The 23850-nt window shown below is 23.3% G+C and carries 23 protein-coding genes, 1 pseudogene and 1 riboswitch; of the genes and pseudogenes, 19 read left to right on the top strand and 5 right to left on the bottom strand.

Features of this window, described 5'->3' with window-relative positions; translation table 4 throughout:
• The 8 genes from AAHM89_RS04045 to AAHM89_RS04010 all read left to right on the top strand — a co-directional run bounded on the left by AAHM89_RS04045 (position 1) and on the right by AAHM89_RS04010 (position 8571).
• Positions 1 to 3567 (top strand): ABC transporter permease, encoded by a 3567-nt coding sequence (locus AAHM89_RS04045; RefSeq protein ID WP_342267017.1) that lies wholly within the window; start codon positions 1 to 3, stop codon positions 3565 to 3567.
• Positions 3568 to 3684: 117 nt separating this feature from the next.
• A complete protein-coding gene (locus tag AAHM89_RS04040) occupies positions 3685 to 3927 on the top strand; it encodes a hypothetical protein (RefSeq protein ID WP_342267016.1) in 243 nt (80 codons plus the stop codon).
• A gap of 16 nt (positions 3928 to 3943) precedes the next feature.
• Positions 3944 to 4756 carry a hypothetical protein gene (locus tag AAHM89_RS04035; protein WP_342267015.1) on the top strand — a complete coding sequence of 271 codons (813 nt, stop codon included), beginning with the start codon at positions 3944 to 3946 and terminating at the stop codon, positions 4754 to 4756.
• A 336-nt stretch (positions 4757 to 5092) separates the two neighbouring features.
• A complete protein-coding gene (locus tag AAHM89_RS04030) occupies positions 5093 to 6355 on the top strand; it encodes an ABC transporter permease (protein WP_342267014.1) in 1263 nt (420 codons plus the stop codon).
• A gap of 200 nt (positions 6356 to 6555) precedes the next feature.
• The gene (locus AAHM89_RS04025) at positions 6556 to 7224 is read left to right on the top strand and encodes an FtsX-like permease family protein (RefSeq protein ID WP_342267013.1); all 669 of its coding nucleotides are present in this window, start codon (positions 6556 to 6558) and stop codon (positions 7222 to 7224) included.
• A 170-nt stretch (positions 7225 to 7394) separates the two neighbouring features.
• Entirely contained in the window at positions 7395 to 7634 is a 240-nt protein-coding gene (locus AAHM89_RS04020; RefSeq protein WP_338987578.1) for a hypothetical protein, read from the top strand.
• Between the two features lie 14 nt (positions 7635 to 7648).
• The gene (locus AAHM89_RS04015; protein WP_342267012.1) at positions 7649 to 8269 is read left to right on the top strand and encodes a hypothetical protein; all 621 of its coding nucleotides are present in this window, start codon (positions 7649 to 7651) and stop codon (positions 8267 to 8269) included.
• A gap of 56 nt (positions 8270 to 8325) precedes the next feature.
• Positions 8326 to 8571 (top strand): J domain-containing protein, encoded by a 246-nt coding sequence (locus tag AAHM89_RS04010; RefSeq protein ID WP_342267011.1) that lies wholly within the window; start codon positions 8326 to 8328, stop codon positions 8569 to 8571.
• 527 nt (positions 8572 to 9098) lie between these two features.
• Here the strand turns inward: AAHM89_RS04010 and AAHM89_RS04005 are convergent.
• Both AAHM89_RS04005 and AAHM89_RS04000 read right to left on the bottom strand, forming a co-directional pair.
• Positions 9099 to 9638 carry a hypothetical protein gene (locus tag AAHM89_RS04005; RefSeq protein ID WP_342267010.1) on the bottom strand — a complete coding sequence of 180 codons (540 nt, stop codon included), beginning with the start codon at positions 9636 to 9638 and terminating at the stop codon, positions 9099 to 9101.
• Positions 9639 to 9762: 124 nt separating this feature from the next.
• Positions 9763 to 9941, bottom strand: a riboswitch (cobalamin riboswitch).
• Positions 9942 to 9993: 52 nt separating this feature from the next.
• A complete protein-coding gene (locus tag AAHM89_RS04000; RefSeq protein ID WP_342267009.1) occupies positions 9994 to 10548 on the bottom strand; it encodes an inorganic diphosphatase in 555 nt (184 codons plus the stop codon).
• A gap of 99 nt (positions 10549 to 10647) precedes the next feature.
• Between AAHM89_RS04000 and AAHM89_RS03995 the strand changes: the two genes are divergently transcribed.
• A complete protein-coding gene (locus tag AAHM89_RS03995) occupies positions 10648 to 11292 on the top strand; it encodes a hypothetical protein (RefSeq protein WP_342267008.1) in 645 nt (214 codons plus the stop codon).
• Here the strand turns inward: AAHM89_RS03995 and AAHM89_RS03990 are convergent.
• On the bottom strand, positions 11289 to 11780 hold the full coding sequence (locus tag AAHM89_RS03990) for a hypothetical protein (protein WP_342267007.1): 492 nt from the start codon (positions 11778 to 11780) through the stop codon (positions 11289 to 11291). The genes AAHM89_RS03995 and AAHM89_RS03990 overlap by 4 nt on opposite strands.
• 328 nt (positions 11781 to 12108) lie before the next feature.
• On the opposite strand from AAHM89_RS03990, the gene AAHM89_RS03985 reads away from it, so the two are divergent.
• Positions 12109 to 12795 (top strand): hypothetical protein, encoded by a 687-nt coding sequence (locus AAHM89_RS03985; RefSeq protein WP_342267006.1) that lies wholly within the window; start codon positions 12109 to 12111, stop codon positions 12793 to 12795.
• A gap of 469 nt (positions 12796 to 13264) precedes the next feature.
• Here the strand turns inward: AAHM89_RS03985 and AAHM89_RS03980 are convergent, their stop codons facing one another.
• Positions 13265 to 13447, bottom strand: a complete 183-nt coding sequence (locus tag AAHM89_RS03980; protein ID WP_342267005.1) for a hypothetical protein — start codon at positions 13445 to 13447, stop codon at positions 13265 to 13267.
• 263 nt (positions 13448 to 13710) lie between these two features.
• On the opposite strand from AAHM89_RS03980, the gene AAHM89_RS03975 reads away from it, so the two are divergent.
• The 9 genes from AAHM89_RS03975 (at position 13711) to sepF (ending at position 23134) form a co-directional block, all read left to right on the top strand.
• On the top strand, positions 13711 to 15591 hold the full coding sequence (locus AAHM89_RS03975; protein WP_342267004.1) for a hypothetical protein: 1881 nt from the start codon (positions 13711 to 13713) through the stop codon (positions 15589 to 15591).
• Between the two features lie 152 nt (positions 15592 to 15743).
• A complete protein-coding gene (locus AAHM89_RS03970; RefSeq protein ID WP_342267003.1) occupies positions 15744 to 16748 on the top strand; it encodes a BspA family leucine-rich repeat surface protein in 1005 nt (334 codons plus the stop codon).
• A 305-nt stretch (positions 16749 to 17053) separates the two neighbouring features.
• On the top strand, positions 17054 to 17821 hold the full coding sequence (locus tag AAHM89_RS03965; protein WP_342267002.1) for a hypothetical protein: 768 nt from the start codon (positions 17054 to 17056) through the stop codon (positions 17819 to 17821).
• A 240-nt stretch (positions 17822 to 18061) separates the two neighbouring features.
• Entirely contained in the window at positions 18062 to 18679 is a 618-nt protein-coding gene (locus tag AAHM89_RS03960; protein WP_342267001.1) for a BspA family leucine-rich repeat surface protein, read from the top strand.
• 284 nt (positions 18680 to 18963) lie between these two features.
• The gene (mraZ, locus tag AAHM89_RS03955) at positions 18964 to 19395 is read left to right on the top strand and encodes a division/cell wall cluster transcriptional repressor MraZ (protein WP_252320016.1); all 432 of its coding nucleotides are present in this window, start codon (positions 18964 to 18966) and stop codon (positions 19393 to 19395) included.
• A 5-nt stretch (positions 19396 to 19400) separates the two neighbouring features.
• Positions 19401 to 20351 (top strand): 16S rRNA (cytosine(1402)-N(4))-methyltransferase RsmH, encoded by a 951-nt coding sequence (gene rsmH / locus AAHM89_RS03950; RefSeq protein WP_252320018.1) that lies wholly within the window; start codon positions 19401 to 19403, stop codon positions 20349 to 20351.
• A 21-nt stretch (positions 20352 to 20372) separates the two neighbouring features.
• Entirely contained in the window at positions 20373 to 21653 is a 1281-nt protein-coding gene (locus AAHM89_RS03945) for a hypothetical protein (RefSeq protein WP_342267000.1), read from the top strand.
• A 35-nt stretch (positions 21654 to 21688) separates the two neighbouring features.
• On the top strand, positions 21689 to 22843 hold the full coding sequence (gene ftsZ / locus AAHM89_RS03940; RefSeq protein WP_252320022.1) for a cell division protein FtsZ: 1155 nt from the start codon (positions 21689 to 21691) through the stop codon (positions 22841 to 22843).
• A gap of 6 nt (positions 22844 to 22849) precedes the next feature.
• Positions 22850 to 23134 (top strand): cell division protein SepF, encoded by a 285-nt coding sequence (sepF, locus tag AAHM89_RS03935; RefSeq protein ID WP_174480582.1) that lies wholly within the window; start codon positions 22850 to 22852, stop codon positions 23132 to 23134.
• A gap of 145 nt (positions 23135 to 23279) precedes the next feature.
• On the opposite strand, the pseudogene AAHM89_RS12795 reads toward sepF, so the two are convergent.
• A pseudogene (locus AAHM89_RS12795) lies at positions 23280 to 23736 on the bottom strand (agmatine deiminase family protein); the annotation flags it as partial.
• Between the last annotated feature and the right edge of the window lie 114 nt (positions 23737 to 23850).

Raw genomic sequence — 23850 nt, 5'->3', positions numbered from 1 at the left:
ATGTTTAAATTATTACGTAATTATATTCGTGAACAAAAAAACAATTTATTACAAATGTTTGGTTTAGGTTTTTTAGTAATGATTATGATTATTGCCTTTTTATCATTAAATTTTTCTAATAATTATTTATTTGAACAATATGTTAACGATATTGCTCATAATGAATTTAATCAATATACATTTTTTTCACCAGTAGAATATGTTAATTTTGATGGAAAATATAATGAAAAAGATAAAGCTGGTTCTTATTTAAATAATATTAATTATTATCAAAAAGATAATACTATTGATAAAGAAAAGATGGCAAAAGCTACTTTTCAGTTAACAATACCAGATGCTACTAGACCTGATGTATATCGTTTTACTTTTCATGGTGGGGACGCTAGTAGTAAAGAATATTTTGCTATTGGTGATAGTCTTTTTAATGATACTAGCCATAATTATATTGATTTTAAAATTAATATTCCTATTAATTATCCATCTTATGATACTCATAAAGAAACGATAGAACAATATGCTAATATGATTAATCAATATCTATATGATCCATTACATCCAGAAAATGCAACAAATTTTATGATTACTAGTGAAGCTGCTTTACAATTTTATAACGATAATTTTAAGGGACAATTGTCATATGCTAATCGAAACTATAGTGAAATAGATATTAAAAATGAAGCTAAGTTATATGAAATAATGTCAATGGGAATGTTATATAAAGATATTGAATGACAACATGCTGTTATGGTCCGTGATTTATTAATTACTAGTAAAAATTTTGCTTTTATTGAAACAGGACCCGAATATATTGTTAATAAAGCAATTATTGTCAAAGATGGTGGTCCAAGTTTAACAGAAAAACCATTACAAGATAATGAAATTTTAATTTACAAACATTTTGCTGAACTAAATAATTTACATATTGGTCAAAATTATGTAATTGCTGGACAAACGTTTATTATTCGTGGTTATGCTACAAGCTCATTAGCAGCATTTGTTGGTCGTTATTTTGGTAATTCACTTGATTTAAAAAATAATACTGTCGCTTTTACTAATGGTAATACGATGCGCAAAGTTGAATCCGATTTAAAGGCATTTAGCAGTAATATTGATGATTTTTTTTTAGGTATTAATCCTGATTTGGCTAAAAATATTGATTCACAAATAAACAATGCACAAATAAACAATGAATGAATTTATAATTATCTTCATGCAACTTATAAAACACCTACTGATATAGCAAGTACAAAATATTATAATAATGGTATTGATTATAATAAAATAGTTTCACCTTTAAATATCAATAATCTTAGATTTTATACTAGTATGCAAGAATGATCTTTTAGTTCCATTAATAATAGAATTAATGTTATTGAAGAGATTTCTAGTTTATTTTTAATTTTGATTTTTATTGTGACTACTATTATTATTTTTATTATTACTTTTAAAATGATTGATCGTAATAAAAAATTAATTGGAATTTTAAAAGCAACAGGATATAAAAGTTGACAGTTAAGTATATCATTAGTAATTTCAATTATTGCTCCTTTAATTATTTTCGCTATTATTGGTGTTTTAATTTCGATTCCAGTTGCGCATTATTTAATTTATATTACTAATATTAGTACTGTTGCCTTAATTAGTTATGGTTGGTACTTTAATATTGTTACCGCTATTTTATTACTTGTTATTCCAATCATTAATTTAACTTTCATTAGTTTTTTAATGGTATTATTCTTATTAAGAAGTAAACCCTTAGATTTAATTACTAATAATATTTCAAAACAAAAATATAAAATAAATATTAGTTCAACTTTTACTTTTATTGCAAGATATGTGATTGGTAGATTTAGTTATCGTAATAAGTTGGCCGTTACTACTTCACTACGTAGTTTTGGTAAAACATTAATTATGTGTTTTACTAGTATTTTTGCTGCAACATTAGTATTCTTTGCGCTTGCTGCTAGTGGTTTAGTTAATAATATGTTAGGTTCACAATTTGCGGGAACTAATTTTAATTATCAAAATGGTTATCAATTTGATGATAATATTAAAACTAACTTTATTAATAACGAAAATAAATTAATGTATCAATTTAATAGTGTTGATAATATTAAAAGCAAAATTTCATTATATCCAGAATTATTAGCGGCAATTAAACGATTTGATCCTCTTAATCCTAATAAATCAATTATGATTAATGTTCAAAATCGTTATATTATGGGTAGTGAATTATTAAAAATAAAACAGTGAATTGCTGCTAATCCATCAAAGATTCCACCAATAGTTAAGGATTTCTTAGAAAAAAATAAAATATTATTTAATTATTTAACCAATAATAACGGTAAAAACAATACTGATTTAATGATAAGTTTTGGTTTAATTCCTTATGATGAACAGCATGAAGTACCATACACACAATTAGAACTTGATAAGGCTAATCTGTTACTTCCTAATCAGCGTGGTGCTGTTTTTGATAATGATACACAAACCTTATCAAAAGAATCTTTTAAAAATTGAAGTGTACCAAGAACTGCTTATGGTATTGATGATAGTTTAAGTGATTTTTTATCTCTAAATTTTAGTATAAGTGATTTCTCTACTTTTAGTAAATTAAATTTAGCTGATATGGAAGTTTCTAATAATTGGCAAGATAAACAATTTATTAATATTCGTAATCATTTAATTCAAAAATTAGGAATTAAAAATCCAGATAGTAGTGCTGTTCAATTTATTCCAATGGCTACTTCTGCTTTACCTTCGGTTGCCAATGTTTATAATGGTGGAGAACAACTTAATAATAGTGTTATTTATAGGTATAAAGGATTAGATAATCAAATAAAATATATAATTGGTATTGCTTATGATTATATTAATAAATTAGATCCAAAAATAATAGTAATGCCTAAACTTTGGCTTAATGATATTTTGTTTGGTAGTAAAAGTGATTTATTAGAAAATAATTTTGCTAATAGTAAATTAAGCAAATTTACTGATAATGAGTTTAAACATTACTTACCAATTATTAGTAATAAAAATGATTATAATATTGATTTAGCACAAATTTCACACTCAAGATATTTGGAAAGTAAAGGTATTAGTACTTCATTATCATCAGTGTATGATATTAGCAATTTACGTAGTATTATGAAGAATAATCAATATAGTTTACAAATAATCATTTCATTTTTTGGTATTTTTAGTGTTATATTATCATTAATGATTATTGTTATTGTTACTAATATTAGTGTTCGTGATAATTTAATATTAATTAATATTTTACGAAGTTTAGGTTATACTGCATTAGAAGTTTCTTATAATTTCTTTCTGGTAATAATACCGGCATTGGTAATGAGTAGTTTGGTTGCTGTTTTTATTGTTCCTTCTTTAGTAATGGTACTTTCTAATTTATTAGCAACTTTTGCAAAAATCGCATTTCCTATTGTTTTTCGTTGATGATATTTTGCATTGATGATTAGTATAAATATTTTAATTTATTTAGTCTCATACATTATTACTTGAAAGTTAAACGTTAATAATAAACAATTAATGACATTAACTAAATAATATATAATCTGGTTTGCTGCTATTAAATAAAAAATTACACATTAAAATGTTTTAATTTTAAAAAATATTTTTAAATTGATAAAATTAATTTGAAGTATCAACTGAGATTAGTGGAATATGGTAAAAATATTTTTTAATTATTTGCGTGAACAAAGAAAAAATATTATTCAAGTTTTAGGGTTAGGCTTTTTAGTTATGATTATGATTATAACTTTTTTAAGCATTCAATTTTCTGATCAATATGTAGAAAATCAATATTTAAATGATATTAGTCAAAATACTAATTTTCAAGAATTAAATGAATTACCAATTGAAAAAATAGTTTTGAAAAAGAATATAGTTATTATAAAACACATTTAGGATTATGATTGGAAATATGTCATATTATAAACAAGATGATAGTATTGATACTTTTAAATTAAATCATGCAACTTTTCAAATTGCTTTAGTTAATGCTAATACCGATACTTATCGTTTTATTTTTAATGGTAGTAGTGATTTAAGTGATTCTCATGCTAATAATTATTTACAAATTGGAAATAATATATCTACTAAATATCATCATGATTATGTTGATTTTAAACTATTAGTTCCTAATGATTATCATCAAGGTTATAACTCTTCTGAAGAATATAAAAATGCAATGCGTAATTTAATTAATAGTTATGTTTATGATGGAAAGACAAATATTAATCAAGTAAACTATTTTATTTTAAATGATAAAGCATTAAAAATTTATCAAGATGAAATTTATCATAAAATATCATACGCTAATCATGAATATAATACAATTGATATTTCTTTGCAATCACAACTATATTTTTTAATTATTAATGGGATGTTATTTCAAAATATTGAATGAAATCAATATACTTTAGTTAATGATTTATTAATGACCGGTAAATCTTTTCTCTTTACACAAACAGTTCCTAAAAATATTATTGATCCACCAATTTTAGTAGGTAATTATAAACAAAGTTTGGAAGAGTTACCATTACAAGATAATGAAATTTTAATTTATGAACAATTTGCTAATAATAATAATTTAAAAATTGGTGATAAGTACAATATTGTTAATCGTACTTTTACTGTTAGAGGATTTGTTACTAGTCGAAATAGTGCTTTTATTGCCAATAATATTAGTGGATTGATGGATCCAAAAAATAAAACCGTTGCTTTTGTTAGTTAATAGTAATACAATGGTTAACATCAATAATGATTTTAAGGGTTTTATTGATAAAAATAAACAAAAAATAGTTTTAATCCCGTTTATCCTGAACGTAGTTTAAATCCATGATTATATAATATATTACATAATCAATTAGCATATGGTCATCATTATCAAAATCTTACTAATGGTATAAATTTTGCTAATGTTGCTAGTATTTTAACAAATGATGATTATTTATGAAGACCTTATAATGAAAATGCTATTTTTTTCTTAAATGAGCGAATTAATTTAACACAAAATGTTGGTATAATATTTTTAACATTAATTTTTACTGTTACTAGTGTTATTATTTTAATGGTAGTATGAAAGATGATTCATCATAATCATAAATTAATTGAAATTTTAAAAGCATTGGGTTATAAAAATTGACAATTAACAATTTCTTTAGTTTTAGCTATTATTTGACCTTTATTTATTTTTGCTATTATTGGTGTTTTAATATCGGTATTTATTAGTCATATTCTTATTAATAGTCATAACTTATATTTAGCGCTAATTAACTATGGATGATATATAAATGTGCATATGACAATTATTGTGGTAACTGTTCCTTTATTGTTATTAGTAATTATTAGTTTTTTTATAGTTTATTTATTTTTACAAAAAAAACCACTTGACTTAATTAGTAGTAAAAATTTTAAAAAATATCATCATTTAAATATTAGCAAAATTTTTAATTTTATTAGTGTTAAAGTTATTGGCGATATTAGTTATCATAATAAATTGGCAATAACTATTAGCATGCGCAGTTTTGGTAAATTAGTTATCATTAGTATAGTTAGTATTTTTGCTGCCACATTGATGCTATTTTCAATTGCAGCTAGTGGTTTAGTTAATGATATGTTATCATTACAATTTGAAGGGATTAATTTTAATTATTTAAATAGTTATCATTATGAAGACATTGAAAATAATTTTATTAATAATAACAAGCAGTTGCTTTATAACATTGCTCCAGTTTCACAAATAGAATCAGGAGTATCACTTAAACAAGATTTACAAGATGCTATTGATTCATATTTAATAAATCCTAATAATCCAGCCCCCGTTATTCGCGATTTACGTAATAAATATATTTTGGGTAGCGATTTATTAAAGATGCGTAAAAATTTTGAAAAATCGACAACATGAAATTTATTACCACAAACATTTAAAAAACAGTGTGCAAAACAAATAAATATTATTAATTATTTAACAAATGAAAGTGGTAATAATAATGATTTATTAATTAGTTTTGGTATTATTCCTTATCAGGAACAAAATGAGTTACCTTTTATTAAATTGAATATTGAAGATTCTTATGATTTGGATTTTAGTCATAACAATGCTATTGGTAATACTTATGATAGTGTAACTCAAACTTTTAATGATTCATGCTTTAGCAATGAAGTTACAATAAGACAAACTATCTATGGTATTAATGCAAATAGTAATAATTTTATTAAACCTAATTTAATTAATAGTAAATTTAAAAAATTTATTAATATGAACAATGATACAATGAACACTTCTGATTTTTGATTAGATAAAGAATTTACTAAAATGTTAACAATGTAAAAAAACAATTACATATTACTAGTACTAATGCTCCAAATGTTACCTTTTTACCAATTGCAGCATCTAATGCCCCAGCATCCAATACTAGTACTGGTAATGGTAACAATATTGGTAAAGCAATTTTATATCCATATTTTGATTTTAATGGTAATAAAAAATATTTAATTGGTATTATTTATGATGGCTTTAGGAATTTAGGAATGTCAACATTATTAGTAACACAATCACTTTTAAATAGTGCTATTAATGAAAATACAGGATTATTAATTAATAATGCCAAAATGAGTAAATTTAATGATAATGAGTTACGACATTACTTAACTTTTATTAATACTGAAAATAATTATAATCTTGATTTAACTAAAATTTTGAATACTGACTACATTAGTTCTAGTGGTTTTATTAGTTCTTTGAGTGGTATTGTTCCAATTGGTAATGAAAAAGCAGCATTGGAAAATAATGAAATAAGTATTCAATTACTTATTGGTTTTTTTGCAATTTGTAGTATTATATTATCATTTATGATTATGACTTTGGTTACTAATATTTTAGTTCGTGATAATTGAATATTGATTAATATTTTAAAAGTATTGGGATATAATACTATGGAAGTATCGTACAATTTTATTATAATTATTGTCCCTTTAATTTTAATTTTCTCAGTTTTTAGTGTTTTTATTAGTCCAATATTAATTAATATATTAGCACAACAGTTAATTACTTTTAGTCATGTTATTTATCCAATTATTTTTCGTTGATGATATTTTTTATTAGCTTTTGCTATTAATATTATTGTTTATATTAGTGCTTATATTATTACTTGATTATTAAATTTTAGAAAATATAAGTTATGAGCATTTATGGAGTAAAGATATTAGTTAATAAAATTTTATTCCAGTAAAAATTTAAAAAAGGAAGTTTATTATGTTTTTAATTGATTTTCACTTAGAAAGGCATATAATGAATTTATAATGTTTTTAAACCCATTGTTTTAATTTTAAAGCAAATGGGTTTTTTATGTTAAAAAGGAGATGAACTTATGGAACAGCAAGAAAGTAAAACACAAACATCTAGCAATGAGTTAAAATCAAAAATAGAAATTGGACAAGAAAAATTACAAAAAGAAAAAGATAAATTAATAAAATTACAAAGTGAATCAGAAACAGTTTCTGTTTCTAAGGAAACTAAAAAAGGAATTGCAGAACAAATAGAAGCAATTAATCAATTAGAAAAAATGATTAATGAAGTTAAAAAACAACTTAACAAAAATGCTTATTAAATAAGGAGTAAAATATGCCATTAGATAAGGATAAGGATAAACAAGATTTACAAATTAAAATATTTACAGATGAGCAAATTCAATTACTTACCGAAGATGATATTAAATCATTATCAATTGAACAAATTCAAGTATTTAATGAAAAAATTGAAGTATTAGATAAAGAAGTTGAAAAAAGAACCATAATATTATCAGATTATATTGATGTAATTACTGATGCTACTTCTAAAATAACTAGTTTATTAGAAGAAAATGTTTTTTTGGAAAAACAAAAAATCGGCAATTTTAAAAATTTTATTATTACAATGTTTAGTTTTGGTTGTATTAATAAAAATAAAAGAATAGAAAAAAAACTAAATAAAAATAAAAAGGAAATACAAGAAAAAACTAATGAACGAACAGATTTAAAAATAATATTTGAAAATATTAGTTTAGAAAGAAAAAAAATAAATGATGAGTTAAATAATTTAATTAAATTAACTGAATTATGAAAAAATATTAATGATAAAAAAAATAGTATAAAAAACACTTCACCAGCTAAAGAATTTTCTTGTTCTAAATTTGTTGAAGAAATTAATGCTTTAGAATTAACTAGTCAAACACCAGTAAATGATCGTGTACAAAACTTACCATAAATATAACCATTATTTATGAATATAGTAGTGCTTATTAAAAAGGAAAAAAACTAAAAATGGAACAATATTATGAATTATTAGGTTTATCTATTGGTGCAACAATTCCTGAAATTAATGCATCTTTTAGACGTTTATCTTTAAAATTACATCCAGATAAAAATACTAATAATCCAGAAGCAACTATTAATTTTCAAAAATTAAGTGAAGCGCGTAATATTTTAGTTAAACAAAAAGAATATGAAGAAAAAACTAATAAAATATGGAAAGAAAATTTAAAAAAATTATATTGAGTTATTACCTAAAATACTTGATTTTAAAATAGAATTAAAGAAATTAGAAAAAGAACTTTTAACTTTACAGTCAAAAAGTTCTAAATTAAGAAAATCTATTATTAATTTAAATACAAAGAAAATAAATCCAAGAATTAATTTTTATATTAAATGTATTACTTTAGGTTTTTATGATTGAAATAAAATAACAGAAAAAGAACTATGTGAAAATAAAAATGAATTTATAAAAACCAATAGGGAAAAAGAAAATTTAAAAGAAAAATATGATATAGTAAAAACTAATATGCAAATATTAATTAATGAGCAAAACTTATTATAAGAAGATCTTAAAGAATTATTTGCAAAAGAAAATGATTTGAAAAAATATATAAATTCATTTAATTTAGAAGAAAAAGATTCAATAAGAGATTGAAATAAATACTTTTCATCATCAGTTTAATGATATAAATAATATTATATGAATAGTTAATTATTTAAATATAAATTTATATTTATGGTTCAACTAATAATTCATTATTTGATGTTTGTTCATCATTGCTTTATTCAATAATATTATTATCAATAATAATATTATATTGTAAATATTTATTTCAAATACTGATAATTGGTTTATACAGAAAACTACTAAACATGAAGTTACCAATGCCATGAATAGCATCAAAACTTAATCCAGATAATCAGTAAAGATAAAAACTGGATTTACCGAATAATATTAAATGAATTAGAGCATCAAATGTACCAAAAGTAAAACCTCATAAACTTGTAATAATTACAAAAATTCATCAATGCTTTTTAATTAAATGACGAAATATTCAAATTATTATGACCAATATTGGTCATATACTAAAATACAAAAATATTCAACTATTACCACTGTAAAGTAGAATTTCTAATGAAGCAAAAATTAAAGGAATAGTAATTGACATATATAGTGGAAAAACTAATGTTGAAAATGCTAATAGAAAAGTTACAACTTCAATATTTGGTAATATTGCTAGTACTTCTTTTAAAGCAAAAACTAGTGCTGCATATGAAGGAATAATCAAGATACGAATTAATTTTTGGACATGGTTACTCATATTTGTTCTCGGCTTTCTTTATTTTTTAAATTTAAAACCACCTCATAAAGGTGGTTTAGTTATACTAATCGGAGATAAAACATCAATTAAAATTATATAACTGTTATCTGCACCCAGAGATTAGTTTAATAGTGTTAAATAGATAGGTCTACTGGCTTAACTTCATTTTACTTGTTACCCTTCTCAAAATCTTTGATTTCAATGGATTATGTAACTTTTATCAGTATCACAGTTGCTGGGGTAGCTTAAGATTACTTAATTCCCTTTTATGAACAGTTGTTCATCTATTTAATTTTATTCAGTTGTATTTAAGGATAAATGATTTAATATATTAAAAATATATTACACTTTTTGTTTATTTTTTGTTTAATAATGACACTAATTGTGCTTTTGGTAAATTATTCATTTCATTTTGATATTGTTTAAACATATTTTTACATGTTGTAAGTTCAGTTAATGCTTCTTTTAAGTTACCTCAACCTTCAATTATGACTTTCTTTTTTTGTAATTCTTTATATTGTAAAAAGAAATTAACAATTTCATCACGTAAATGTTGTGGTACATCTTTTAGATCTTGATACTCATTAAAGCGTGGATCAGAATTAGCAACACCAAATAATTTAGTATCAATTTCACCACCGTCAATCATTTTAATCATTCCTAAAACTCTAACTTCTACTAAGCAACCAGGGAAAGTTGGATAAGTAATTAAACTAATAATATCTAAAGGATCACCATCATAATCTAAAGTTTCAGGAATATATCCATATTCACCGGGATAAAAATTAGCACCATAAAGAACACGATCTAATATCATAGTTTTAGATTTTCAATCATATTCATATTTATTACTTGATCCTTTGGGAATTTCAACTACCATTTGCATAATGTTATTTTCACTTTTATTCATTAATACTTCATCTCCTTTTAAAAATTAATTTTATTATATAATAAATAAACGTTTTTTTATATATAATTAAAATAATAAATGTATTTTAAGGAGTAAAAGATGAGTTTAAAATATGAGAAAAAGTGACAACAATTTAAAAGTAATATTAATAATTCTTTAAAATTAACTACTCATAGGATAGCATTAATTAGTAGTTTATTGGCAGTTACAACATTAATGACCTTATTAGAAACACCACCTATTTTTTTACCTTTTTTAAAAATTGATTTTGGTAATACTATTAATTTAATTGCATTGTTAATTATTAAACTTCCTTATAGTTTGTTAATTGCCATTATTGTTCCTTGACTAAGTTTAATCTTACCTCATTTTCCTTCTGGTAATGCTGAACCAATTGGTGAATTTGCTTATATGTTAAGTACCATTACTTTATTGTTATTATATAGTAGTTTTAAATTATTATTTAAGCAATTACCATTTTGAAAAACGCAATCTAATAATTCTTGAAAACGATTAATGATTATTGAAATACCAACAGTTGTTATTACTTGTATTTTAGTATCATTAATTAGTGCTTTTTATAATTGAGCTTTTATTTTAGACATGTATGGTGTTGGTGATCTTAAAGATAAGATTTGAATTGTATTTGCACCATTTAATTTAATTAAATTTACTTCAGTTTTGCTTTTATATTTATTATTAGTTAGGCCAGTACAAATTTTAGTACAACATTTTAATATTTAAATAATATATTTTAATTGATCTTTTTTTAATTCTATTACTAAAGATTCTTCACTATTTTGTTTTATTTCTGACTCTTCTCAAGGTCTTCAAATATTTACTTCTTCTTTATAATCTTCATCAATTACTAATCGTTCTGAATCACTATCTTCTTCTGAATTATCAAAATAGTTGTTTTCTATTTGTTTGTTAATATTTACTGATAATAAATTTATTGTTTGCTGTTGATTTAAAAATTCTTCTTTATAATTTTGATTTTCATTATTATCACAATTTATTTCTGCAATATTGATGGCTGCTTCTAATATATCTCTTGGAGCTGAGTTGACTGAATGTTTTGCTTTAAGTTCATTCTTTCTTGCTTTTTTCTTTCAAATTCAAATTGTTGTTTTTGAAATGCCAGTTTCTTTTTTGATTTCACCATAACTTTTACCATCTTGTAAATATTGTAATAATTTTTCTTTTATTTCTGGTGTATATTTTTTTGCCATCTTTTAATCTTCCTTTTCTTTTAGCAATTTTATTTAATAAAAATCCTAATACAGAAAAATATCTATATAAGGATTTAACATTATTTAAATTAATGATTAATATTATAATTTATTTTTTTAGTTTTTGTTATTTTTATTTTAATAAAAATTATCTATCAAATTATTATTATGATATTTTTATTGTTAATTAATTTTCTAAATTAGAGTAGTATTAATAGTTTTTATAAAAAATTAATAAATGTCTTGTTTTTTAATTAAAAGTAATTTATAATTTTTATAAATAAGTATTTAATTAATTAAATACCTATTTTAAAAAGGAGAAGTTATAATGATAGTTAAAAGTGTTGACCAAGAAAAAGAAAAAGTAGATATAAAAACAAAGAAAAAAATAAAGATTAATTCAAAACAACAAATTTTTAATATTACTTTGACAGGAATTTTATTGGGATTAGCTGTTGCTTCTTCATTAATTGAAATACCTATTCAGTTTATGGGAGTAATTTTACCATTAAGAATTTTTGATTCATTAATTATTGCTTTTGCTTTACCAATTATTGGTTTATATTATACATTAGCAATTGGTATTATTGAACCTTGATTACATTTATTAGCAGATAGTGATCATCCGCCAATTCAAATTTTCTTTGATAATATTGCTAATATTTTATTTATTGTTTCTTTTTATTTTATTTACTACTATCTTTTTAAATTGTGTAATAAAAGTAAAAATTTAAAAGTAGATACTAGCAAAAAAGTAAGTGCTGGTCTAGTAATAGTACCCTTAAATGCGATTATTGCTACTTTATCTTTTGCTTTAACTTTAGTAGTACTTTATTTTAGTCCTAACCTACCAAGACCTGATGAATATGATAATAATATTCTTAATTTTAATAATCATTCAGTAATTATATTATTTATTTTACTTGGTATTGAAATTTTAAGATTTATTTTTATCTTTATCTTATTTAGCTTAGTTGAAAGAAAGATAGGTTCTGCTAAACGTTATTATTTTTAATAAAAAGTATTTTATTTTATAAAATAAAATGTTAAATTAATACTTATTAATTAAAAATAAAATGTGGAAGTAACATATGAAGTTAATAGTTATTTTAATTATTATCATGAGTATTATTTTTTTAATTGGTTTTATAATAATATTTTTTCTGAAATTAAGAAAAAAGAAAATAAAATCATCAAGGAAAATAAAATATCGTTTATGTGATCCAAATTCTTATCATAGTAGCATTATCAAGAATAGAAAGTTTAAAAGTAATAATGATTTAGTAAATAATAAAAAAGTATTGGAAATGTTAACATATTTACAAGAAAGAGATATCGCTAATTATAATAATATTATTCCTACTTTTTATAGCATTTTGGAAAAACCTATCCAACATAATTTGGAAGCTAATAAAAATGTTAATTATTTATTAACTAATATTGTTGATATTTTATGTCACCATCATCACTGTATGGTAAATCCCTTACATTTGATTAAACATTTGTTTAATCAAATGTAATAATAAATTACATCAACACAAAAAAAATTCTCATTTTACTCAAGAGAATAATCATTCAGTTAAACCAACACATGTTTTTAATAAAACACAAACTAATGCTTCTACACCAAAAACTAATGTTTCTACAACAAAAAAAATAATAAACATACTTTCTCATAAATTTATAAATATTCCTTTACTAGTTATTAGTCCTAACTTAACAAAAACGGAATATCTAATTAAATTCATAATTAAAATGTATTAAATATCTACTAATTTAACTTATTAGTAGATATTTTTTTAAAAATAAATTTACTGTACATTATTTTGTAATAGTTTATAATAATAAGAAAATCATTATAAATGGAGTGTAAAATATGAGACGAAAATTAAATTTATTTTTTACTACCAGCCTTTTATTAAGTTCTAGCATGTCGCTTTTAGCATTCACAATTGATACAAACAATATTAGTATTAATAATTTTGCCAACAACAATGTTGATACTAAAACAGCAACTAAGTATGCTAATGAAACCTCTATTGTTGGTAAATCGTTATTAATTGCTAAAAATAAAGGTTTTAATACTAATAATTTATTAAATGATATGTATAATCAAACCCCTTCTATTCAAATTGATAATCTTACAGGTAAGAATACTGGAAATGATTTTATTAATGATTGAACTAGTAACTTAGATGGTAATAGTATTAATACTATTCAGGCTTTATTTCAACATAATGGTATTAATCAATCTAAAGTTGATTCTATCACTAATAATATTAATAGCTATAATAGTTATCGTGACATATTGCCAATGCTTAAAAATTATTTAAATAATTCTATTTTATCTAATGATGATACTATTAATATGATTGATGGAATGTTAAAAAATATTAAAAATTTAATACCAAATATTAATGATTACTTATCTTATACTAATTATATTCCAATTATAACTAATACTATTGATGAATTATTAGCAGATTGAGATCAAGAAGATAATTTTAGTGGTAATACTACTTTTGAAAAAATGCAAAATTATATGTCAAAGAAAGCGACATTTGCTCAAGCTTGAAATATTCCAAGTCATGAAAAGTGATACTATGTTAAAGATGAAGCAAAAAATTGAAATTGAAATCAATTTTATGAATATATAGCTGGTGTTAATTTTAATTATATGTTTAAGTCAATATCAGGAAAACATATTGGGGAAATGATTAGCGATAATATTAAATATGCTTTATGAGGTGCTGGACCTATCGGTTTTAATTCTGATAATTTTAATGTTACATTTAGTGAAACTCTTAATAAGATTTTAACAAATCCAGTGGCATGACCTTATTTAATAAAAACAATAATACCAATGGTTAAAAGTGAAGTATTAAAATTAACTAATCCAACTCTTGGTATTGATAGTATTACTTGAGATGATAAAACACCACTTAAAAATAATACAGTTCAACTAAAAAAAGTATTAACTATTTTTCAAGAATTAATATCTTCAAAAGATAATATGCTTAAATTAGTTACCAATTTAATGACCGGACCTTTTGGTGAAGATATTATTGCGAAAGCTACCTTTGCATGAACTGATTCATATTGAACATTACCTGAGATTCAAAAGAAATTTTCTTTTATTTCAGCTATTAGTGATATTCCTCAACAAGTTGTTAATAGTTTAGAATCAGCAATTAAAAATGTTCCAATTAATGACACAATTAATAAAATATTTGAGTTTACTAATAAATATTTAACAACAAATCCATTAATTGATTTAAAAGATTTAGTAAAATATTTAGATTTAACTTTCGGTAGTAAAGATTTTATTAATGCTTTAAATAATCTTAAATATATTATTAATCACCCAACAACAGATAATATTAGTAAAACTAAAGAAATATTACAATTATTAGGTGTTCAATTTGGTGATGAAACTAATTTTAAACAAGATAGTGTTCTTGCAAACTTTTCTAATTGATTAAATACTCCTACTAGTAGTTTAAATTCCTTACTAAATATAATAGTTGATAAAACACATCATAATGGTATTCTTGATAATATGTTAAAGGACCAAGAAAATTTATATAAAGATATGTATAGTAAATATTTTGATATTAACAATAATAGTTATTTTACTTTAAGTGATATTGCAATGAATACATTTAAACATGATGATGGTAGTGTTAGTGCAGTTTTAAGTTATAAAATTAAAAATAATTTAGATAATAAAAGTTATGATATTACATTTAAAAATGCTAATTTTCTTACAAGTAAAATCTTTAAAATAAAATTATTTCATATTAGTCAATAATTTTTAATAATTTTCTTCAATAATTAGATATTTTAATTTAAAAAGTATATTAATATACAAGTCAGTTATTGCATTTCTCTTTAAACAATTTAAAATATAGATAACTTATAGATTTAAGAAAAAGTTATTGGGGAAAATAAAGGGGACTAATTATGAAATCATTATTAACAACATTAAGTGTTTTAACACTTGCAACAACCACAGGAAATTTAATCAATATTTTAAATACAATTGAAGAAAAAACTAATATTACAACTAATTACATTCAAAGTAAAACACAACAAGATACAATTTACAAAAATAAAAATGGAGAAGAAATAAAAACTAATATAGAAGATTTGTCAGAGATAGAAAGTAAAGAGGTTGTTCAAATTGGATTTTATAAAAATGAGAAAGAAGAAATTCAAGTTGCTAGAATGTCAGAAACAATTGAAAAAGTACCTGACAAACTACCATCAGAAATAACATCTTTGAGTTATATGTTTACTCGTGCGAAATCATTTAATCAGGATTTGTCAACTTGAGATGTATCTAATGTAACAAATATGAGCAGTCTGTTTAGTGCCACATCAGTATTTAATGGTAATATTACTAATTGAAATGTGTCGAAAGTGACAACTATGAAACAAATGTTTTATTATGCAGCCACATTTAATCAGGATTTGTCAAAATGAGATGTATCTAATGTAACAGATATGTCTGCTATGTTTGGTAAAACGTGAGAATTTAACGGTAATATTACTAATTGAAATGTGTCGAAGGTGACAACTATGAAATATATGTTTACTGGGGCAGTAAAATTTAATCAAAAGATTTCAGATTGAATTGTGTCGAAGGTGACAACTATGAATAATATGTTTAGTGCTGCTGGATCATTTGAAGGTTCATCATCATTTAATCAGGATTTATCAAAATGAGATGTATCTAATGTCACAGATATGAGTGGTATGTTTAGTAGAACTTGAAAATTTAATGGTAATATTTCAACTTGAATTACTTCAAATGTCACAGATATGAGTGGTATGTTTGCATATGCAACTTCTTTTAATCAAAATATTTCAAAATGAAAAGTTGAAAAATTAAAAAACCATGATAATTTTGCTATTGAGTCAGGCATTGCATCAGATCTTAGTAAATGACCAAAATTTAATAAATAAAATAAATGTTTCAAGAAGAAACAATAAAAAATATAAATAAAAAATGATTTTAAATAATATTTGTTTAAAATCATTTTTTTAATTTTTTATTAATAATCTAAGTAAAGATTATTATTTACATTACTTAAGATAATTTTTATTTTCTTTATTTTGAATATTGTTTTTTAAATGTTTTGATTTTATAATGTATATGAACAGACAAGAAATATATGCTTAAATCATTAAGCCTGTTTAGTATTATTACCTAAACAGGTTTTTTTGCTGTTTAATTAGAGAAATTTTTACTTAGAAAGAAGAGTAATCAAATGATAAATAATCAAGAACAGTATAAAAAAATTATTACTATTGCTTTAAATGCTATTGGTGCTGGTAGTGCTGGTGCAACTACTAAATTATTACATAATGCTCGTCAAGTTTCACAATGATTAAATTTAGCAAATGCTTTAAATAGGGGTGTTTTTGGGACAGCATTTACATTTTTACCAGATAGTAAAAAAGTAGCAACATTAATAGAAGTTTGAAAAATATTAACAAATACCTCATATATAGTTACAACATTAGATGTTAATTTTATTAAAACAATATTTACTAAAGCAAGTAATTGAGATTTAACAATTCCTAATTTACTACCATTTATTAGTTTTGAAATATCTGCTATTTCTGGTGTTTTGGCTGGAACAACAACACTTACACGTATTTATTTTACTAATAAAGATTCAGCAACTAATAAAATATTAAAGTCAATTGAAGATGGTTTTAATTTATTTTGTCCTTTTGCTGCAATTTTTGGAGGAGGATCATTATTTTGAACACCTGGTCTTGATTCAAAAATTATTGCTCCAATTTTTGCTACACTTGATGGAGTTTCTGGAACTACTAATTGATTAATAAATAAATTTTGAAATGCTATTGATTTTGAAACTAATAATGAAAATCAGAGCATATTGGATAATGAAGAAAATGGTACTTTATTAATTAATGATGAAGAATTTAAGACAAGATGTAATGAAACAAATATTGATAATGATTCATTTTCATTAAACTCTGTTAATTCAGTTTTTGTTGCTAATTAGTAATAGTTTTTTGTTAAATTTATTTAAATAAATTTTTAAAATTTAATAATAAAAAACACTAGCATCTTTATTGTTGCTAGTGTTTTTTATTGTTTGATTTGTTAACGTTATGCTAAAAGTAGTGTTTTGTGGGAGTATAAATATTTGTTATTGCATTATCTTAAAAAGCATTCTAAGATATAAATAACTTATAGATTTAATAAAAAGTTATTGAATAAAATAAAAAGGGAGGTTTTCAATATGAAAACATTGATTACTGCACTAAGTGTTTTAACATTTGGGACATCTATTGGAACTTTAAATACTGTTTTAAATAAAACTCCACAAAAAATTGAACTTTTAGATAATAAAATACAACAAGATACAATTTACATTGATAAAGATGGAAAAGAACAAACAACTAATAAAAGAGATTTATCAAATATAAAAACTACTAAAATTACTCAAATTGGTTTTTATAAAAATCAACAAGGTGAAATTCAAGTTGTTAGAATGCCAGAAACAATTAAAGAAGTACCTGACAAATTACCACCAGAAATAACTTCTTTAAATTTTATGTTTTTGGGTGCTTCACAATTTAATCAAGATTTATCAACTTGAGATGTATCTAGAGTAACAAGTATGTTGAGTGTATTTGCTGGAGCTATTTCATTTAATGGTAATATTTCAAATTGAGATGTATCTAATGTAAGAAGTATGAGTGGTATGTTTGCTGGCTCAGTATTATTTGATCAAGATCTTTCAAAGTGAGATGTATCCAATGTACTAGATCACACTCATTTTGCTGTTGGTTCAGCAATTTCTAATTCTAATAAATTACCTAAATTTAAAAACTTTTTTATTAATGACACTATTTAATTTAATCAAAAGTATTTAATTTCTAAGTAATTAACTATAATAAAACTTAGAATAGTATAATAAAATATTATATTTGTTTTTTATAAAATCATATAATATTGACAAACGGTAAGTTTAAAAAGTTTTAACTCATTTTTTTATTTTTTTAAAGTAAATGAGTTTTTATTTTTATTATTGTATGCTCTTTTATTTTACTGACTAGTCATACATTTAAAGTAATCAATTGCAATTATATGCCAAAGGTTATATAATATGGGTAATAGTGGGAAAGTGTGGGTGATATTATGCTACTAGGACAATCATTATCAACATTAGATGAAAAGAAACGAATGATAATTCCTTCTAAGTTTAGAAGTTATTTTCATAACAATGAGATTGTTATTGTTTCTAAAGGTTTTGAAGGCTGTTTAGTTATTCGTAACGAAATTGAATTTATTAAATGACAAGATAAAATCTTATCACAATCCGAAGGTCAGAAAGAAGCCAGAATTTTAGCAAGACAAGTATTTGCTAATTCAGAAGAATTAACTATTGATAGTAAAGGTCGCATTAATATTCCACATTCATTATTGACACTAGCTGATATTAAACAAAAAGTAATTATGATTGGACTATCCAATAAAATTGAGATTTGATCAGAAACTAATTGAAATAGTTTTAATCAAGATACCAAGGATAAATTTGAGTCAGCGGCAGCAGCTCTAGATGAGATATAAAAATTATGAATAATATCAATGCAAGACACATTTCTGTAATGTTAACAGAAGCAATTGATTTCTTAAATATTAAACCTGATGGTATTTATGTCGATTGTACATTAGGACGAGCAGGTCATAGTAAAGTTATACTATCAAAACTTACCTCTGGCAAACTATATGCTTTTGATCAAGATCAAATGGCCATTGATAATAGTAAAATTATTTTAAAAGATTTTAAAGATAAATATGAAATAATTAAAAGTAATTTTGCAAATATTCAATCTGAGCTTTTAAAAAGAAATATTACTAAAGTTGATGGTATATTATATGATTTAGGTATATCATCACCACAAGTTGATGAAGATATTAGAGGATTTAGTTATATGAAAGATGCTAAGTTAGATATGCGTATGGATCAAAGTCAAAAATTAAATGCGTGAGATATTGTTAATAATTATAATTATGAGCAATTAAAAACAATTATTAAAAATTATGGTGAAGAAGTATTTGCTAGTAGTATTGCTAAAAATATTATTAAAACAAGAACTTTTCAACCAATTGATACCACTTTACAATTGGTTACGATTATTAAAAAATCATTACCAGTAAGAGTATTAAATAAGCATCATCATCCTGCCAAAAAGACTTTTCAAGCATTAAGAATTGCTGTTAATAACGAGTTAGAAACATTAAAATCTTCTTTAAAACAATCTTTGAAATTATTAAAATCTAATGGTAGAATTGTTGTTATTAGTTTTCATTCTTTAGAAGATCGTATTGTTAAACAAACTTTTAATGAAGTTTTAATTGATCCACAAGCACAATTATATGCTAAATTACCAGTTCATAATAATTGAAAAACAAAATATCAGTTAATAATTAAAAAACCAATTACACCAAAGCCTGATGAAATAAATAAAAATCCAAGAGCACGAAGTGCAAAACTAAGAGTTATTACTTATATTGATTCATAAAAATGTTTGGAGGTGAGCAATATGAATTTTCAAGAACTATATGTTGTATGTCAAATTGAAGATTTTAGTTTAAAAGTTATGGTTAATAATTATGTTAATAATCAAATTCAGGTTTTATATAAAGAAACTGTTGATACTGAACAGTTTTCTGAAAATGGTGTAATTATTAATTCAATTGCTACAGGTAAGTTATTAAGGCAAATTATTAATAAAATTAATAATACTTTAAATATAAAGGTACAACGTATTGCCTTAACTTTACCTTCAAATAATTTAAAAATTTATCAATCACAAGCATCACTTGATTTTAAAGTTGCTAATCACATTATCACTGATGAAGATTGTAGTAAAGTGATTGAAATGGCCAAAAACATTACTATTGATAATAGTGAAATTATTTGTTTAACTAAACCATACAATTTTAAAGTTGATCATGCAATTGGTAATGAACAATTACCAATTGCTAAAAAAGGACAAGTTATGCATGTTGATGCTTTAGTTTATTCATTACCTAAAAGTTTATATAATTCTCACCTCGAAGTATTAACTAATGCCGAAACAGAATTGTTAACTGTTACTTTAGATCAATTTGCATTAGTATGTAATATTAAAAATACTGATTTTAATCGTAATACAGTTTTAGTTGATTGAAATATTAATAGTACTAAGATTAGTGTTTTTAGTAATTCAGTATTATTTGCAACAACTAATATTAAAATTGGTTGAAATCAAATAATTCAATCATTAATGAAGCAAATGCATTGTGGTTATGATAAAGCTGAAAGATATTTACAAAAAATTATTAATATAAGTAGTAATTATTTATGCGATGTTGTTGTTGATAAGTATGTTGATGATCAAACAAAATCTATTGTTCGTTTAACAAAAACTGATTTACAAGCAACAGTTAAAAAACAAATTAATGAAATTATTTCTTGTATTGAATATTTTCTTGATGAAGTTAGTGATAATAATAGTTCAGATATGGAAATTATTTTTACGGGAATTACTATTGGTTTATGTGGTTTTGCCAACTATTTTAAAAATAATAGCAAACTAAAAGAAGTAAAATATATGCTCAGCCAAACTCCTGGTGCATATAGTTATCAGTGAACTACTTTAATCGGTAATACTCACTACCAACATTTAGTAAATGTTTTTAGTAATAATTATATTTCATCAATACATAAACCAGAAATTGTATCAAAATTAAATCATTATACGCATTCTAATAATCATGATAATAAGCATTATAATTCCCCCTTTCAACCAAATTATCAGTATAATGATGGTAGTAAATAGAAGAAGACAATTTGATTACTCAGGAGGAAAACAAAATGGAACATAATAATTCACAATTTAAACCAATAGCATCAATTCGGGTAATTGGTATTGGTGGTGCTGGTAATAATGCTGTTAATAGAATGATTGAAGCAGAGGTACAAGGTGTTGATTTTTATGTTGCTAATACTGATGCACAAGTAGTTAATGCATCACCAGCTGAAAATAAAATTATTTTGGGCAAAGAATTATCAAAGGGACTTGGAGCAGGAGCTAATCCTGAAATTGGTAAACAAGCCGCAATTGAAAGTGAAGCAGAAATTAAACGTGCTTTAGATGGTGCAGATATGGTTTTTATTGCTGCTGGTATGGGTGGTGGTACTGGTACTGGTGCTGCATCAATTGTTGCAAGAATTGCTAAAGAATGTGGTGCTTTAACAATTGCTATTGTTACTAAACCATTTAAATTTGAAGGACGTAATCGTAATGCTCATGCTATAGTTGGAATTGAGAATTTAAAGAAACAAGTTGATGCAATTATTATTATTTCTAATGATAAATTATTACAAGTAATTGGTAATATCCCTCTTAAAGATTCGTTTAAAGAAGCAGATAATATTTTACGTCAAGGTGTACAGACTATTACTGACTTAATTGCTGTTCCTGCTTTAATAAATTTAGATTTTGCTGATGTTCGTACTATTATTGAAAATAAAGGTAATGCTTTATTTGGTATTGGAATGTCAAAGGGTGAACATAAAGCTAAACAAGCCGCAACAAAAGCTATTTCTTCTCCTTTACTTGATGATGTGACAATTAAGGGTGCTAAAAATGCTATTGTTAATGTTACTGGTGGAACAACAATGACATTAACTGATGCTAATATTGCTGTTGATTTAGTTCGTGATGCTGCGGGTAATGATGTTAATATCATTTTTGGTGTTGCTGTTAATGAAAATTTAAATGATGAAATGATTGTAACAGTTATTGCCACTGGTTTTGATGAAGAAGGTGCCAATGCTAATAATTTTGTTTATAGTTCAAAAGTTGATAATCATGAATTTATTACCAATAAGACTCAATATTTAAGTGAAGAAATTAAAGAACAAACAAAGAAAAAAGAAGAAGAACAACAAAATTTAGTCCAAGAAGCAGCAATGGAGGCAGATGATGATTTACCATCATTTTTACGAAGACGAAAGGGAGTTTAATTAATTATGGGATGAAGAAGTAAAAAATATAAAGACAATGATGAAAATAGTAATTATAAAACCAGTTTTCAAGAACAAATACAAGAATTTGCTCCTAAAAATTATCAAGAAATTGAATCAGTTGCTAATGCTATGATTTTACAAAAACCAATTAAAGTTAATTTAACAACAACTGTTGAAAATGATCGAAGAAGAATTATTGATTTTCTTTGTGGTATTTCGTATGTTATTGGTTTTGTTGTTGATAAAACTGATATTCATATTTATGAATTTAAAAATGAATTAAGTTAATCTTGAACAAATAGGTTTTTATTTCTTTCTAATAATAAAGAAATAAAATTATTTATTTTTTAAATTGTTCTTACATTAATTTTAGAATATAAATCCCTTCTAATTTAGAAGGGATTTATTGTTTTAATTTGCTTATTTATTATTTTTATAATTCTTGTTGTGTTATACAGTGAATATTGTCACCACCTAATAGTACTTCACGTGTATAAAATGAATTAATTTTATGATTAGGAAAACAATTTTGCAAAACATTAATTGCGTTTTTATCCCATATTGGATCATTAAAAATGGGAATAATGATTGTTTTATTTGTAATGAGGACTTTTTTCATGATTTTCTGCCTCTGACTTAGTTATAAATAATGGTGCTGGTTGATGTAATTTAGTTACTTTTATTTTTCGTCCTTTAGCATCTGTACTATTTTTAGGAAACATTAAAGCTTCTAAACTACGTTCATATTGAGGATCATTTTTATCATCAGTTCATGTTAAAACAACATGACCAGGTGTAATGATATGTAGTAGATTATCAACATGACCACTTGTTTCATCATTATAAACACCACGAGGAATTCATATTATTTTTTGTGCATTTAAATATTGGACATATTCCGTAATTAAATTTAATTAATTGTCAATGAAATTGTTTTAAAACTATTTAGTGTTATTGAATATAGAAATAAATATTTTTTGAAAAAATAGTTTAAAAAATGAGTT

Source organism: Spiroplasma endosymbiont of Villa modesta, assembly GCF_964030925.1.
Classification (GTDB): Bacteria; Bacillota_I; Bacilli_A; order Mycoplasmatales; family VBWQ01; genus Spiroplasma_E.
This window is presented reverse-complemented; position numbering and strand designations above follow the sequence as displayed.